General features: G+C 40.8%; 17 protein-coding genes. 12 read left to right on the plus strand and 5 right to left on the minus strand.

Translation table 11 applies throughout. From position 1 onward, the window contains the following. The first annotated feature begins 255 nt into the window (after nucleotides 1–255). The 5 genes from BN2425_RS23450 (at nucleotide 256) to BN2425_RS15945 (ending at nucleotide 5,069) form a co-directional block, all read left to right on the plus strand. Nucleotides 256–486 carry a zinc-binding dehydrogenase gene (locus BN2425_RS23450; RefSeq protein ID WP_052352905.1) on the plus strand — a complete coding sequence of 77 codons (231 nt, stop codon included), beginning with the start codon at nucleotides 256–258 and terminating at the stop codon, nucleotides 484–486. 137 nt (nucleotides 487–623) lie between these two features. Further along, nucleotides 624–2,651, plus strand: coding sequence for a YhgE/Pip domain-containing protein (locus tag BN2425_RS15930; protein ID WP_042461518.1), 2,028 nt, complete (start codon nucleotides 624–626; stop codon nucleotides 2,649–2,651). A gap of 180 nt (nucleotides 2,652–2,831) precedes the next feature. Continuing rightward, nucleotides 2,832–3,155: a PadR family transcriptional regulator gene (locus BN2425_RS15935; RefSeq protein WP_042461522.1), complete on the plus strand. Its 324-nt coding sequence runs from the start codon at nucleotides 2,832–2,834 to the stop codon at nucleotides 3,153–3,155. Beyond that, nucleotides 3,152–4,021, plus strand: coding sequence for a permease prefix domain 1-containing protein (locus tag BN2425_RS15940; RefSeq protein ID WP_042461525.1), 870 nt, complete (start codon nucleotides 3,152–3,154; stop codon nucleotides 4,019–4,021). Before BN2425_RS15935 ends, BN2425_RS15940 begins: the two co-directional genes overlap by 4 nt. Nucleotides 4,022–4,034: 13 nt before the next feature. Beyond that, nucleotides 4,035–5,069, plus strand: a complete 1,035-nt coding sequence (locus BN2425_RS15945; protein WP_042461528.1) for a PD40 domain-containing protein — start codon at nucleotides 4,035–4,037, stop codon at nucleotides 5,067–5,069. A gap of 69 nt (nucleotides 5,070–5,138) precedes the next feature. Here the strand turns inward: BN2425_RS15945 and BN2425_RS15950 are convergent, their stop codons facing one another. From BN2425_RS15950 to BN2425_RS15960, 3 genes are read right to left on the minus strand one after another with little or no spacing between them, the layout of a single operon-like run. Continuing rightward, complete coding sequence (locus tag BN2425_RS15950; RefSeq protein WP_042461529.1) at nucleotides 5,139–6,275, minus strand: zinc-dependent alcohol dehydrogenase; 1,137 nt, start codon at nucleotides 6,273–6,275, stop codon at nucleotides 5,139–5,141. An 18-nt stretch (nucleotides 6,276–6,293) separates the two neighbouring features. Next, on the minus strand, nucleotides 6,294–6,653 hold the full coding sequence (locus BN2425_RS15955; RefSeq protein WP_235714658.1) for a spore coat protein: 360 nt from the start codon (nucleotides 6,651–6,653) through the stop codon (nucleotides 6,294–6,296). Nucleotides 6,654–6,664: 11 nt separating this feature from the next. Continuing rightward, nucleotides 6,665–6,874, minus strand: coding sequence for a hypothetical protein (locus tag BN2425_RS15960; RefSeq protein ID WP_042461532.1), 210 nt, complete (start codon nucleotides 6,872–6,874; stop codon nucleotides 6,665–6,667). Nucleotides 6,875–7,044: 170 nt separating this feature from the next. Between BN2425_RS15960 and BN2425_RS15965 the strand changes: the two genes are divergently transcribed. From BN2425_RS15965 to BN2425_RS15985, 5 genes are all read left to right on the plus strand, one after another. Then, nucleotides 7,045–7,251 (plus strand): hypothetical protein, encoded by a 207-nt coding sequence (locus tag BN2425_RS15965; RefSeq protein ID WP_042461535.1) that lies wholly within the window; start codon nucleotides 7,045–7,047, stop codon nucleotides 7,249–7,251. After that, complete coding sequence (locus BN2425_RS15970) at nucleotides 7,248–7,556, plus strand: spore coat protein (protein ID WP_042461538.1); 309 nt, start codon at nucleotides 7,248–7,250, stop codon at nucleotides 7,554–7,556. The genes BN2425_RS15965 and BN2425_RS15970 overlap by 4 nt, the downstream gene beginning before the upstream one ends. A gap of 111 nt (nucleotides 7,557–7,667) precedes the next feature. Then, the gene (locus BN2425_RS15975; RefSeq protein ID WP_195891955.1) at nucleotides 7,668–8,930 is read left to right on the plus strand and encodes a serpin family protein; all 1,263 of its coding nucleotides are present in this window, start codon (nucleotides 7,668–7,670) and stop codon (nucleotides 8,928–8,930) included. Nucleotides 8,931–8,978: 48 nt separating this feature from the next. Continuing rightward, complete coding sequence (glsA, locus tag BN2425_RS15980; RefSeq protein ID WP_042461540.1) at nucleotides 8,979–9,908, plus strand: glutaminase A; 930 nt, start codon at nucleotides 8,979–8,981, stop codon at nucleotides 9,906–9,908. A 146-nt stretch (nucleotides 9,909–10,054) separates the two neighbouring features. Then, the gene (locus tag BN2425_RS15985) at nucleotides 10,055–10,600 is read left to right on the plus strand and encodes a TetR/AcrR family transcriptional regulator (protein WP_042461693.1); all 546 of its coding nucleotides are present in this window, start codon (nucleotides 10,055–10,057) and stop codon (nucleotides 10,598–10,600) included. A gap of 215 nt (nucleotides 10,601–10,815) precedes the next feature. On the opposite strand, the gene BN2425_RS15990 is transcribed toward BN2425_RS15985, so the two are convergent. Further along, nucleotides 10,816–11,283 (minus strand): GNAT family N-acetyltransferase, encoded by a 468-nt coding sequence (locus BN2425_RS15990; protein WP_042461542.1) that lies wholly within the window; start codon nucleotides 11,281–11,283, stop codon nucleotides 10,816–10,818. Between the two features lie 348 nt (nucleotides 11,284–11,631). Between BN2425_RS15990 and BN2425_RS15995 the strand changes: the two genes are divergently transcribed. Continuing rightward, nucleotides 11,632–12,453 carry a dienelactone hydrolase family protein gene (locus BN2425_RS15995; protein ID WP_042461544.1) on the plus strand — a complete coding sequence of 274 codons (822 nt, stop codon included), beginning with the start codon at nucleotides 11,632–11,634 and terminating at the stop codon, nucleotides 12,451–12,453. A 294-nt stretch (nucleotides 12,454–12,747) separates the two neighbouring features. Further along, nucleotides 12,748–13,737 carry an aldo/keto reductase gene (locus tag BN2425_RS16000; RefSeq protein ID WP_042461546.1) on the plus strand — a complete coding sequence of 330 codons (990 nt, stop codon included), beginning with the start codon at nucleotides 12,748–12,750 and terminating at the stop codon, nucleotides 13,735–13,737. A 68-nt stretch (nucleotides 13,738–13,805) separates the two neighbouring features. Here the strand turns inward: BN2425_RS16000 and BN2425_RS16005 are convergent, their stop codons facing one another. Continuing rightward, nucleotides 13,806–14,594, minus strand: coding sequence for an ABC transporter permease (locus BN2425_RS16005; protein WP_042461548.1), 789 nt, complete (start codon nucleotides 14,592–14,594; stop codon nucleotides 13,806–13,808).

Consider the following 14,594-nt stretch of genomic DNA (forward strand, 5'->3'; position numbering starts at 1 on the left):
CCACCTGATGTCCTGGGATTAAAAGAGGTAGAAAAGCCTGCGCTGAGGTAACAGCTGTATGCAGCACAAACAAAGTAGAAACAGTGCGTTCTATTGGGGCAGACCATGTGATTGATTACAAGACAGAGGATTTTACTAAAAAAACAGATTTGTATGACCTAATTCTGGGCACGAACGGCTCAGCCAATTTCCGTATATAAGCGGGCCCTTAACCCAAATGGGTCTTTTGTTCATGTTGGCGCTTCCGGCTCTCAAATGTTTCAAGCCATGACTCTAGGCCCGTGGATTTCCATGACAGGGAAAAAGAAAATAGGCAGTTTTTTGCAAAGACCAAAGCAAAAGGACCTTATTTATATGAAGGAATTATTGGAATCCGGTAAAGTAAAGCCTGTAATTGATAGAATCTATACGTTGAGTGAAGTTCCTGAGGCATTTCGTTATTTTTCAGAAGGACATGCGCTAGGAAAAGTAGTCATAACGGTGTGATGGCCCAAGAATAAAAAGACGGTTCAGGTGAGTTTTCATTTGAGCCGTCTTTTTATTGTTTGTTTAATGAAATAATGGATAATAACCCATCCAGTTCTAATACTAAAAATAGTGCTTACTGGTAGAGGTGGTTAAAAGTGGGCAACATTTGGCACATTTATAAAACAGATTGGAAAAATATATTCCGAGTTCCTACGGTTCTCCTTTTAGTGGTTGGACTCATGTTCCTTCCGTCTGCATATGCCTGGTTTAATATTAAATCGATGTGGGACCCTTACGGAAATACGTCAGGCATCCAGGTTGCAGTGGTGAACGAGGATGAGGGAGCGGTAGTGCTCGAGAAACCATTTAATGCTGGGGCTGAGACGGTTAATAAGTTAAAAAAAAACCGTAAACTTGGCTGGGTGTTTGTAAACCGCAGTCAGGCTATTAAGGGGGTAGAACATGGGGATTATTATGCCTACCTCATCATCCCCAAAAACTTTTCTAAGGAACTTACAAGCATTCTGGAAGCAAATCCTCAGAAACCAGAAATTATATTTGGCTTAAACGAGAAAATCAATGCGATTGCGCCAAAAATAACAAGTTCTGGCGCATCAAGCGTTATGGCTCAAATTAGTGATGCCTTCACAGAAACAGTCGGAAGCGCGATCTTTTCAGCTTTTAACGAGGCTGGTGTCGAGCTTCAAAAAGAGTGGCCATCCATCCAGAATGTTGCCAGCCAAATCCTTGAGCTGGAAAAGGCTTTGCCACAGATTGAAGCCATGGGCAATAAAGCCATAGAATTAGAAGGAAAACTGCCCGACATACAAGAGAAAGGCCAGCAAATCATCCAGTTAGAACAAAGAATTCCCGAACTGGATAGTGCCGGTAACAGTATTTTAAAGGTTGAAGCAAGTTTGCCAACAGTGGATGAAGCTGGTGACAGGATTACGGAACTGCAGACTCGGCTGTCTAACATTGCAAGTACATCTGCTGTCATGAACGACGTAGTAGCCAGCCTAACGGAAGTCGAATCTCAAATTAACCAGGCACTTGACAACATAATTGCGGCGGAACAAACAGACACATCCGTCAATCAGGAACAGTTGAAGTCTCTTCTTAATGAACTGGTTACTATCCGTCAGGATATCCAAGACCATCGAACCAATCTTCAGCAACAGCTGGACAAAGTAGAGGGGGGGATTAATACAGCAGCCAATTTCATTAAAAATGATCTGCCGACAATTGAGGATAAGATTCATAAAGCGGCAGATTTTGTTCGTAACGATTTGCCGAAGGTTGAAGATAACATCAGAGAAGCTGCGGATTTAATAAGGACAAAGCTACCTGAGGTAGTGAGAGTGATTCATAAAGCAGCCGATTTGGCCAAAAATGATTTGCCGGGATTTGAAAATGAGATACGGACGGCGGCAGACAAAATCAGGAAATTTAATCAAAGTGTCAATATTCATGATTTAATCGAATTTTTAATGCACGATCCAGGAAAAGAAAGTAACTTTTTATCAAGTCCGATCCAGTTAAAAACGAAGAGGATATTCCCGATTCCAAACTACGGTTCCGCGATGACACCATTTTATACAATGTTGGCCCTATGGGTAGGGGGGATGCTGCTTATCTCGTCAATGAGGGTGGATGTTGAAAATCCTGATAAGCAATATAAGAATTACCAGCTTTATTTTGGGAGACTATTCACCTTTCTTACGATTGGGGTTTTCCAAGCCATCATTGTGTCCCTTGGTGATTTATACATTATCCATTCCTATGTAGTGGACAAGCTTTGGTTTGTGTTATTAAGTGTTTTTATCAGCATTGTGTTTGGCATTATTACCTACACTTTATGTTCGGTATTTGGCAATATTGGGAAAGGGTTATCCATCATTCTTTTGGTGCTGCAAATTTCAAGCTCTGGGGCCACTTTTCCTGTAACTGTCACCTCCTCTTTTTTTCAAAAATTGTATCCGTTTATGCCGTTCACTTATGCGGTGAGTATGTTACGAGAGACCGTTGGGGGAATGATCCAGGAAGTGGTCATCAAGGATGTTGTATATCTGCTTGGTTTTGCGGGATTAAGTTTTCTCATCGCACTCGTATTAAAAAAGCCTCTTAGCCCCTGGCTGGATCGTACCGCAGAAAAGGCTAAGTCTACTAAGTTGATACCCTAAGAACATGTAAATAAACATTATACTTACCATTAGGCACAATTGGGCGTTCTGCCGGTTGTGCCTTTTTCAGCTTTGAAGTAAGTCAGTTAGAAAAATATATAGGATTTTTTGTTATGTACCTTGTAATGCGATATACAAGGTGATACGATATAGTTGTTAATTTGATAGGGGGAGGTCTCTATGGACAAAGAAATGCTTAAGGGGAGCATCGACCTGTTGCTGTTGTCAATGATTTCAAATCGCGATATGTATGGATACGAGATGATGAAAATCCTGAAGGAGACGAGCGGCGAGCAATATGAAATGGGCGAAGGGACACTATATCCCGCGCTAAAACGGCTCGAAAAAAAGGAATGGATTGAGTCCTACTGGAAGGATACCGATTCGGGCAGAAGGAAATATTATCATCTCACTGATAAGGGTACTGCGGAGCTGGAAGAAAAGCGTAAGAACTGGAGCCTGGTGGAAAATTTAGTACGCAAAGTGGAAGAGGGGCTAACATGAACGAGCTTCTCAAAAACTATGTAAACCATATTGTTGCAGGTATTGATGGAACTCCTGAAGATAAGGCTGACATGGAAGAAGAAATGCTTGTCCATCTCGAATTATTGGCAAAAGAGAACATGGTAAAGGGTCTTTCAGAACAGGAGGCGGCTAAGATGGCCATACAGCAGTTTGGCAATCATGAAAAAATAGGACGAGAAATGCAGCAAGTGTTGTATCCGTACCGGAAGCAATTATTTATCTTCTTGGCAATGCTCTCTCTATTTTCCGCTTCGGGTCTCTACCTCGCCCACCTGTTAATTAATGGGGATGCCGAGTATGACTGGCTGATCACATCAATCAGCATTGGAACCATTCTGCTTGTGCTGGCATTTTCCCATTTTAGGAGTACCTTGAGAAAACGCTGGAGCATCATCCTTCTTATTGTCCATCTGCTGTTGTGGTCATATGGCCTGCTTGGTGCGGCGAACCTTTCAGGTGGTACAATTGAAAGCTTAATGCTAATTCTAACATGGCTGAATCTTATTTTGACCGCAGTTCTGCTTTATCAAACAGCACTTTTGCCAGGTGCGAAAGAAACGAAAGTTCCTAGCGGCAAAAAAGTGATTCATATTCTTTACATCACTACAGGCTTGATTATTTGTGCAGCATGTTTGTTTTTTATCTATGGCGGGCTAGTTATGATCGGAAAGCTCCATTTTATGATGCTGATATTTTTAACTCCTTTGGCTGTTTGGGGGGCTTTATATAGACTGCAGTTAGTACAGTGGGAACAGCGCGAGGAGATTGTGCTTTGGACGCCTCTACTCCCAGTTCTATTATCCCTTATCATCGTCGGCTATCTCCTGCTGCCATTATTTATATAAGGAGTTGCTATTATTGAACAGGAAAAAATGGCTGATTGTCTTATGTGTGCCGGCACTGTTGCTAATTTCGCTTCTTACAGCAGGGGTTCTCTTGGCTAAGGAAGACACTGAAAAGGATGAAGGACTTACGAATCAATACGATGTTTCTGTAAACAAGACGATTGCTTATGTAACTTATCAACTTGGGACTCCAGTTTTGAATGTATATAATGAGGAAAATAACGAGAGACAAACCATCGTTAAACTGGAGAATGATAAACGTATCTTAGACCCAAGTTTCTCAGCAGATGGAAAACTTTTGGCATTTGTTGTACAAAACAAGGATATGGAAAACGACCCGTTTTCAAGTGTACGTGTTATTGACCTTGAAACTAAAAAGACGAGGGAGCTTTTTTCGAATAAAGACCTTGTCACTGAAGTGGAGTTTGGAAAGAATGATACGTCCTTGTTTTTTCTCGGTGCCGGTACCTTTACGAATTACTCGCCCATTACCGGGAAACGGCCGCATGATTTTGATATTTTTCAATACAGCTTTACAACAGAAGCAATTGAAAAGTTGACTGATATGAAAAAATATAGCATGACCTCATTGGTTGTTTCAGGTGATGGAAGCATGCTTTATCTACAAAGTGATGATGATTCGCAGGCGAAAACGGCAGAAGAAATATTTGATACAAAACAACGGATTTTTTCCATTTCACTTGAAGACCCCGGTCATTACGTTGTTTCCGAACCAGATAAAAACTTAGATATATTTGATTTTGCCTTTACACCTGACGGGAAACATTTAATTTATCAAGCTATCGCCAACCTGGAGAGTGGCGGGACGTTCCAGTATGAGTTATATTCATATGATTTTGAAACCAAGGAGGGAAAGCAGCTTACCAACATGGAAAGTTATGCTTCACACCCAGTGGTTGCTGCTGAAGGGCAGACTGTTTATTTCATGGTCGATTCCAAATTTGGGAAAGACAATAATGGGGAATGGCATTTATACAAATTGGACCTAGAGGAAAAAAACCCCGTCGAAGTCTTCCTTCCATCCTGATATTAGATCTTCTTTTAGGAATAGATAATAACCCAGTCTAAAACGAACGTTTTGAACTGGGTTTGTTTTTTATGGTTTTAGTATGACTTTAATGCAATCCTCTGTTCTTGTATCAAAAACCTCATAGCCATGCTTGGCTTGATCTAACGGTAGCACGTGTGTCACCACATCACTCGGGTCGATTTTTCCTGAGGCAAATAAATCGTACAAGAAAGGCATATAAGGAATAACCGGTGCCTGTCCCATCTTAAGGTCAATATTTCGCTGAAATAGATCGCCCAGTGGAAATGCATTATAGCGGCCGCCATAAACTCCGGTAATTTGGATCGTGCCGCCTTTGCGGACAGCTTGGCTGGCGATTACTATAGCGCCCATTGCCCCGCCTTGAAGCTTGAGCCCGCTTGCCAGAAACTCCATCGGTGTCCACTTTCCATCCATTCCTACTGCGTCAATGACAACGTCGGCTCCGCCTTTTGTGATTTCTTTTAGGTATAGGCCAGTGTTTTCATGCTGTTCAAAGTTAACAATTTCTACATTGTTTGTCCGTTTCGCATGCTGCAGGCGATAGTCAATGTAATCGACCGCAATCACACGCTTTGCCCCTTTATACCAAGCAAATTTTTGCGCCAGTAAGCCCACAGGACCACAGCCCAAGACGATGACAGTGTCTCCATCTTTGACGCCGGCATGGTCAACGGACCAATACGCGGTCCCAGCAGCATCTGCCAACAGTACGAGTTTTTCATCTTCTACTTCGCAATCCTCTGGGATTTTAAACGGGGTAAAATTCCCGTAAGGAACCCTCATGTATTCGGCTTGCCCGCCCGCATAGCCGCCTGTGGTCTCGGAATAGCCAAAGAAACCGCCCATGTCGCCGTGTGGGTTGGAATTGTCACATTGGCTGGTCAGGTCATGCTGGCAATACCAGCAGGAGCCGCAGCTGACATTAAACGGAATGATGACCCGGTCGCCCTTTTTTAAATCACGGACACCTGGTCCTACTTCTTCGACCACTCCCATTGGTTCGTGTCCAATGACAAAGTCTGTTGGCGTATTGGGAATCATTCCATGTATCAAATGGAGATCGGACCCGCAAATGGCTGAAGACGTGATTTTCACAATGATATCGTCTGAATTTTTGATGGTGGGGTCTTTTACTTCTCTGACTTCAACATTTTTTATCCCTTGGTAGGTAACAGCTTTCATTTAAGTTTATCCCTCCTTTTATTCGTTTGGTGTGGCAAACATTCCGCCGCGGTCGGTATCGATAGGGTAGAGGTTCATTTGGCCAATTTGCATGGCGGTTTCGGCCCCTTTTAAATCAACAGGGTACTGGTCTTTAAAATTATGGGGATGCAGCCATTTATTTTTGATCATCAAATCGGAAATTTCTCCATGTAAATCAAGGGCTTCCATCATCTGTTTTGTCAAAACTCTCCTGAGCTCTGGGTTTGTTGTTTCGGGAATGGCGAATCCGTAATTTCGGATCCCGTTTTTCACCGAGATTAAAAAATCAAGAGCAAAGGCTGAGTCAGCCAAGTTCGGCATCCCTTCTGCGTTCCTGGGGTCTAGGTAATCTTTCACTTTTCCACCTCCTAATGAAGTAATTGGCTTTGCTGATAAAATGGCAGCAGTTCATTGATATGCTTGGTGTTAAGTTGTACGTCTTTCTCCATGAGCTGTTTTAGCTCATTATTGAAGCAAATACCCTGCATTAGTTTGGATCTTAGTAAACAGACGGTTTTTATATTAATGATTTCGTGGGTTTCTAATGTTTCATGCAAAGCTAACATTTCTTTATCCATCTACTCACCTCCATATTCGGTAACATAAGTATTTTCCCCAACCTGCTTTTTTTTTTATGCAATATATATAGTGAAATGAAATAACTTTGAATGAATGAAAAATGGAATAGAGGGCTTCAATTATTGAAAACATAAGGAAGTAATGAAAGAAAATGATGGAGTGAACAATAATGGTGAAATATTTAGGACTACATGAAACGATTGACCTTCATGAATTGTTGACCTTTAAAAATCTTTGCCTGACGAAATCAACAACAATGAGTCCGTTAGCGCAAGATCCAGAATTAAAGGCGATACTGGAAAACGATGTGACGACTGGACAACAACATATTGAACAATTGCAGCAATTCTTAACGAACCGGGAGGCACAGCAATGAATCAATTTGTTCAAAATTTACTTGGTATGGGCGGTATGACCGATCAGGTGATTGCAACGGATTTTTTAATTTCGACTAAATCGGGAATTCGAAATTACACAGTTGCCATAACTGAGGCTGCAACTCCTGAACTGCGGGCTGTGTTAAAGGAACAGTTGCTGGCGGCGATTCAAACACATGAGAATATTACTAACTTTATGATGGCAAAGGGATTTTATCACCCACATGAATTAAGCGAACAGCTGCAGGTAGATTTAACAGCTGCAAACACCGCAACAAATCTAGCACAAAAATCCAACAGTTAAAAAACAACGCAGTTTTAGCGTTGTTTTTTTTATGAACATACAATTATTGGATTGGCTGTGTAACCTTAGGCGTATGACGATAGTCTAAGTTGGTAAAGGACGGTGATGTACTTGAAGAAATGGCTTGTTGTAATGATCGTAGTATGTGTCCTTACTGTCTTAGTTTGGGCTAGCAAATCTGGAAATATGGAGGACACGAGGAGATTCTCTAATCATCTAGGATACGCAAGTGGAACTGTTTTTCAAAATGAAGATTACAAAAAAGTGGTTAATTCGAATAATCAGTTTGGGTTGGATGTTTTAAAAATAATCGGCGGGAATAAGAACGGCAACACACTTATTTCTCCAGTTAGTTTGTTTATGGCGTTATCGATGGTTTATAACGGCGCCGATGGAGAGACGAAGGAAGAAATGGGCAAGGTTCTACAGTCTGCCGGCATCGATTCCATTGAGATGAACAAAGCGAATGCCTCCTTGATGTCACTGCTTCAACGAAACTCGAAGCAAATAAATATAAATATGGCAAATTCCATTTGGCTCAATAATCGGTTTCATTTTCAGACTGAATTCGCTGACAACAGCAAGGAGTATTATCATGCAAAAATCCAGGAAATAAATGTGATGGATAAGCAATCCCCTAAAAGGATTAATGATTGGGTAAACAAGACGACCAATAGAAGAATAAAAAAAATGGTCGAGTCTCCATTGGCTCCCGATTTAGTCGCAATCCTTATTAACGCGATTTATTTTAAAGGGGATTGGAAATATGAATTCAATGAAAGGCAAACGGAAAAACGAACCTTTCATCTGACAGATGGGGCGACAAAAAAAGTACCTCTTATGGAATTGAATGAAAAATTGCCCTATTTGGAAACTGAAGATTTTCAAGCAGTTTCCCTCCCATATGGTGACGGCAAGTGGAGCATGAAAATATTTCTTCCTAATGAGAATTCAAGTTTAGAAGAATTTCAGGATCGGTTGACGTTTGATAATTGGGAGAAGTGGCAAACCAATTTCACCGTAAAAGAAGGAAAAATTCGATTGCCCAAATTTAAAATAGAATATGAGCAGTTAATGAATGAACCATTAAAAGAACTTGGTATGGTATCGGCGTTTGACGACGAGCGCGCTAATTTTTCAAAGTTGGTTACCGAGAAAAATCAAATATGGATAGATAGGGTCAAACATAAAAGCTATTTAGTGGTCAATGAGAAAGGGACGGAAGCTGCTGCTGCGACCTCTGTTGAGATGAAAAAGGAGATGGCACCATTGGGGGGTCCATTCCAAATGGAAGTGAACCGGCCATTTTTCTTTGCGATTACGGAAGAAGAATCGGGAACGATTGTATTTATAGGCCTTGTTTCCAACCCATAGAGCATCAACAATGTACCAATAGCCAATACTACTATGGGTGATGCATAAATGCTATGTCAAACAAGTGACGAATTACAACATTTTGTGGAAGAAGCAAAAAAGCATACAAAAGAGGGCAAGGTTGCCAATTACATTCCGGAACTGGGTAAAGCGAATCCAGATCAATTATCGATTGCGATTCATTATCCTGATGGGAGATGTATTTCGGCAGGGGATATCCAAACAAAAATGACCCTGCAAAGTATTTCAAAGGTGATTAGTTTGGCTTTCGTTTTAATGGATAGAGGCTTTCGTTATGTGTTTGAGCGGGTTGGGATGGAGCCTACTGGTGACCCGTTTAATTCTATTGCCAAATTAGAAACCATGGCGCCAGCTAAACCGCTAAACCCGATGATTAATGCTGGCGCACTGGTAGTGACGCATATGATTAAAGGAGATACTGTACAGGACCGGTTCAATCGGTTATTACGTTTTATCAGGGGATTAGCGGATGATCCTTCGATTGACTATTGTGAGAGGGTAGCTCGTTCTGAATTCGAAACGGCTGATTTAAACCGGGCATTATGTTATTTTCTTAAGCAGCATCATATTATCACGGAAGATGTGGAGACCTTATTGGATCTATATACAAAACAGTGTGCCATAGAAATGAATTGTTTGGATTTAGCAAGAATCGGGCTAATATTTGCGATGGATGGTAAAGATCCGCTGACTGGAAAACAGATTATGCCTGACGATGTGGCTCGAATCTGCAAAACATTTATGGTGACATGCGGGATGTATAATGCTTCTGGTGAATTCGCCATCAAAATCGGTATTCCTGCCAAGAGCGGCGTCTCTGGCGGGATTATGGGGGCTGTTCCAGGGAGATTTGGTATTGGAATTTATGGTCCAGCACTGGATGACAAAGGAAACAGTGTGGCTGGGATTAAACTGCTGGAACTTTTATCGAAAAATTATCAATTGAGTATGTTTTAAGTAAACCTTTGTCACCAAACAAAATCAAAAGTCTATCACTCGTCCTATAGTAAACATTGAAACATTAATGAACAGCTGTATATAATTATTTATACATAAAACAGCCATATGACAATGTTGGTCTTTAGGAAAGTTTGGTGACGCAAGTGACTAAAGTAGATAGAAGAATACTTAAAAGTCAGGAAGCAATTAAGCATGCAGTTATTGAACTAATGTCTGAAAAAAAGTTTGATGATATTACTGTACAAGATATTGCAGACAGGGCTAACGTCAGCCGAGGGACGATTTATCTTCATTACCTGGATAAATTTGATTTGCTGGATAAGATGATTGGAGAACATATTAACGAAATGAAGATATTATGTGCTTCAACCGCTGATATGGAATTTGCAGAAGCGAATCTGCCTTGGTTTGAGTATTTGGAGCAGAATTATTTATTTTTTTCGACGATGCTAGCGAGTAAAGGGGCTCATTCTTTTCGTAGGCAATTCCATGAGTTTCTCATCGAAGAATTCAAGGATGAAGTCAATATTTTGGAAGGAAAAAACTATGGATTAAATGGGGAGATCATTCTTCAATTTATTGTGACCTCTTATGTGGGAATTGTGGAATGGTGGATCACCAATGATATGCCTTATCCGCCTGATGTTATGGCGGAACAGGTAGGCATTTTGTTAGAACGGAATCTATAAATATTGATTGTTAATTCGTATTAAGGAACGGTGACTCAGGAGGTCGTAAATTAACGGCACTAATGAGTCACATTTTTTTATGTGGCAAATATGTAGCTAAGTTAATTTGTTTATAATAATAATCATGGGTACGTTAATGTATTATTGTTATATTTTGCGGAAAGCATGTTATGCAATATGTCCAATTTAAAATGCACGTGGAATTTGCTTGCCTACTAAGCAGAACTACCCAACTCCTTTGTCATAAAAACGCTGTTCGGGTCTTTGATGTAATCTGCAAAGGGCTCACAATATTCAAAGCCAAACCTCTCATATAGTTTTCTTGCCGGTTCAAAAGCAGCCATTGATCCCGTTTCCAAACTGACCCGTTTATAGCCCCGGATCAGGGCTTCCCCAAGTATGTGCTGGAGCATTCGTGTGGCTACACCCTTTTTTAGAAATGAGGTGGAAGTTCTCATTGATTTAATCTCTCCATGATATTTGTCGAGTTCTTTTAGCGCTCCCATACCTGCCAATTCAGAGTCTTCCCAGGCGCTCCAAAAGGTGATGTCCGGTTGTTTCAACCTTTCTAAAGTTAAAGCATGGATGCTCTCCGGCGGGGAATTCAACGTCATGCCATGAAGATGCTCTCGTATTAATTCAACCACCTCAGCCCCAGTTAAATCATCTTTTTTAATCTCCATAAAAAACCCTCCCAATTAAATCTTAAGTGTAATTTACAGTACTTTCTATAGTAATGTAAGAAAATATAACAATAAAAAGTTAGGTGGCCATTGTTTATTGTAAGATGCCCTATTCGAGGCAGGTTCACCGCCAATTAGTACGGTCCCTCTTACAATCCTTAAAAAACAACGCTGTATATTAGTAAAGGAAAAGTAGATACCGGATTAAACTATTTTGGAGTTTGTGGAAGGATATGGTTAAATTAATATACATGGTATTTATTGTGATAAAAACTAGCAGGATGTAGAGAATACAATTTTTACTTGTGTACTTACTTATTATTTATTTGTTGAATGGAGGACTAAGGCATGGCATTAGAAACAAAATGGGTTCGTTATGGGAAGAATCAAGAATATATCGGATACATGGCAAAGCTTGATCGAGTAAATGATAGTCTGCCAGCGGTTCTTGTTATCCAAGAAATATGGGGTGTAGATGCTCATATTCAAGATATTGCCGATCGATTCGCAAAGGCAGGCTACCTTGCTCTCGCACCAGATCTTTATGCTGAAAACGGGAATAGAATGGAAGATTTAAAAGAGGAACGCGTGGTAGAGGTGAGGGAGTTTTTAGATTCGTTACCACATACAGTTTGGAATAATCCAGGCGAAAGGGAGGAAGCCATTCGTCAACTTGAAGAAGGTAAGCAGACACGTGTAACAAAGACCTTTGAAAAAATGTTTGGCGGAATCCATTCCTCTGTTTATATTGAAAACCTATTAGCAGCCAACTCTTTTTTGCGTGAGGAATGTGAAGCTTCAAAAGGACAAGGTGTTGCTTCCATCGGTTTTTGTATGGGTGGTGCTCTTTCTGCTTTACTTGCCTGCAGGGATTCGCAATTAAAAGGGGCAGTCATTTTTTATGGTAATTCGCCATCTAAGGAAGAGATTAAAAACATTCATTGTCCTCTATATGGATTTTATGGTGCTCTTGATAAGAAAATCTCTGATCATATTCCCGCCTTTGCCGATCATATGAAAAGTAATGGAAAGATTTTTAAATATGAAATGTATCAAGACACCCCTCATGCATTCTTTAATGATAATAGGTCATCCTACAATGTTACTGCAGCAAGGGATGCTTTACCCAAAGTACTGGAGTTTTTTCAACAAGTGCTTGTAAAGGATTAATTATCTATAAATATTATAACCGTAACGTCAAATCCCCCCTTATCTCCTTGTATGGGGGCATTTGACGTGTATATCGGGTTCTATCAGGTGCGTTCCCAAATGATGGATAAAACTAGTTGTTCTTTTTGAATACAAAAAAATTTTTAACGTTATTAAACATTTTAAAAAAATTTGTGCATTAATGAACAAATTGAGGTTATTTAACAATTGTTTACATTCATTTTTGGAATATAATTATACACAATTGATGTTAATTATTGTCATAGATTATCTATTGGAAGTGAGGGTTATTAATTGGAATATACAAAACTTGGTAACACGGGATTAGATGTATCGAGACTTTGCCTTGGTTGTATGGGGTTTGGAGAAAAGGAAAGATGGATGCATCCTTGGGTAATTGATGAGGAAAGCAGCCGTACCATTATTAAAAAGGCCCTTGATTTAGGTATCAATTTTTTTGATACGGCAAATGTTTATTCAGATGGCACGAGTGAAGAATTTGTGGGACGTGCTTTAAAGGACTTTGCTAGTCGAGATGAGGTGGTCGTTGCAACAAAAGTGTATTTCGAAATGCATGAGGGTCCGAATGGTAAGGGACTTTCCCGTAAGCATATTATGAGCGAAATTGATAAAAGCCTTAAACGCCTCGGAACGGATTATGTGGATTTGTACCAAATTCACCGCTGGGATTACAACACTCCGATTGAAGAGACGATGGAAGCATTGCATGATGTGGTGAAGGCCGGTAAGGCAAGATACATTGGTGCTTCTGCCATGTACGCATGGCAGTTTTTGAAAGCGAACCATTCAGCTGAAAAACATGGATGGACTAAATTTGTATCAATGCAAAATCATCTCAACCTGATCTACCGTGAAGAAGAACGAGAGATGCTGCCTTTATGTAAAGAAGAAAAAATCGGAGTCATTCCATACAGCCCTCTTGCATCAGGAAGGTTGACACGTGATTGGTCGGAAAGCACTCTTCGCTCCGAAACCGATGAAACTCAGAAATCCAAATACGGTTCCACTGAAAATAACGATCGACTTATTGTGGAGAGGGTGGCGGAGGTTGCTGAAAAACACGGCGTTCCAAGATCCCAAGTGGCATTAGCTTGGTTACTGCAGAAAGAACCAGTAACGGCCCCTATTATTGGAGCAACGAAAATCTCCCATCTTGAAGATTCCGTGGGGGCTCTAGCGGTCAAATTAACAGCTGAAGAGGTAGCGTATATGGAAGAGCCTTATGCTCCACACCCTGTAGTAGGTGCTATAACTTCCAAATAAAAAGAAAAAACGGGGCCTGTCCCCCACTACTTTAAATTAGTAACGCAGTGGGGGACAGGCCCCAACTTTTAACTGCTTGCACTGGTATAATTCGCAAGGGCAAATTTCCAAAACCGGCGGGCCAGCCAAAAGAAAATAACTGCAACCAGTACAGATGCTAGGGTTGCCCCGCCATCCCATTTGCCAATTAAAGAACTTGCCGGTGTAAAGGTAACAAACGCTGCTGGCAGCACATACGTTAATGCCATTCGCAGCCATCCCTTATACATCGTGATCGGGAAGCGTGTTGTTTCAAAGAAGGAATTAAACAGGAAGGACAAATCATCCATTCGGATTACCCAAAAAGCGGTCGTCATCAACAGCATCCATAACGAATAAATAATCACTAACGCAGCTAGGATACTTAGCAAAAAGAACCCGACATCAAGAAAGGATGGAATGAAATGTTTTTGCCCCAGTCCATAAATGACGAGTCCTATCCCCAACACCACATCAATCAAGCGCCAGAAAACAAGATGCCTTAGGCTTACGAAAAACATGCTGTCAATCGGTTTGGTCAGCACATAATCGAGAGTGCCCATCCGGATATGCAAAAGAAGCCGGGGCATATTGGGGCGGAGCGCGAAATTAATTAACCCCTGCAACGTATTGAAAATGCCAAGAAGAATCAAAACATCCGCATAAGCCCAGCCACCAAGTTGATCCGTTTGATAGAAGAAGATTTGGACCATTAGGATGGAAACAATAATTCCAAGAAGGCTGGAAAACAGGTTCCCCATAAACTCGCTGCGGTATTCGAGTTCCTCAACCAGACAAGTTCGAAAGAATTCTTTAAATATACGCCAATAACGCCTCAT

The organism is Neobacillus dielmonensis (assembly GCF_000612665.1).
Classification (GTDB): domain Bacteria; phylum Bacillota; class Bacilli; order Bacillales; family Cytobacillaceae; genus Neobacillus; species Neobacillus dielmonensis.

What these genes read in the sequence shown, in the direction of transcription:
- BN2425_RS15950 (WP_042461529.1), bottom strand. Translation starts at nt 6,275, where the DNA reads ATGAAAGCTGTTACCTACCAAGGGATAAAAAATGTTGAAGTCAGAGAA.
- BN2425_RS15990 (WP_042461542.1), bottom strand. Translation starts at nt 11,283, where the DNA reads ATGGAGATTAAAAAAGATGATTTAACTGGGGCTGAGGTGGTTGAATTA.
- BN2425_RS15965 (WP_042461535.1), top strand. Translation starts at nt 7,045, where the DNA reads ATGGTGAAATATTTAGGACTACATGAAACGATTGACCTTCATGAATTG.
- BN2425_RS15935 (WP_042461522.1), top strand. Translation starts at nt 2,832, where the DNA reads ATGGACAAAGAAATGCTTAAGGGGAGCATCGACCTGTTGCTGTTGTCA.
- BN2425_RS15940 (WP_042461525.1), top strand. Translation starts at nt 3,152, where the DNA reads ATGAACGAGCTTCTCAAAAACTATGTAAACCATATTGTTGCAGGTATT.
- BN2425_RS15960 (WP_042461532.1), bottom strand. Translation starts at nt 6,874, where the DNA reads ATGGATAAAGAAATGTTAGCTTTGCATGAAACATTAGAAACCCACGAA.
- BN2425_RS16005 (WP_042461548.1), bottom strand. Translation starts at nt 14,594, where the DNA reads ATGAGGCGTTATTGGCGTATATTTAAAGAATTCTTTCGAACTTGTCTG.
- glsA (WP_042461540.1), top strand. Translation starts at nt 8,979, where the DNA reads ATGCTATGTCAAACAAGTGACGAATTACAACATTTTGTGGAAGAAGCA.
- BN2425_RS15970 (WP_042461538.1), top strand. Translation starts at nt 7,248, where the DNA reads ATGAATCAATTTGTTCAAAATTTACTTGGTATGGGCGGTATGACCGAT.
- BN2425_RS15995 (WP_042461544.1), top strand. Translation starts at nt 11,632, where the DNA reads ATGGCATTAGAAACAAAATGGGTTCGTTATGGGAAGAATCAAGAATAT.
- BN2425_RS23450 (WP_052352905.1), top strand. Translation starts at nt 256, where the DNA reads ATGTTTCAAGCCATGACTCTAGGCCCGTGGATTTCCATGACAGGGAAA.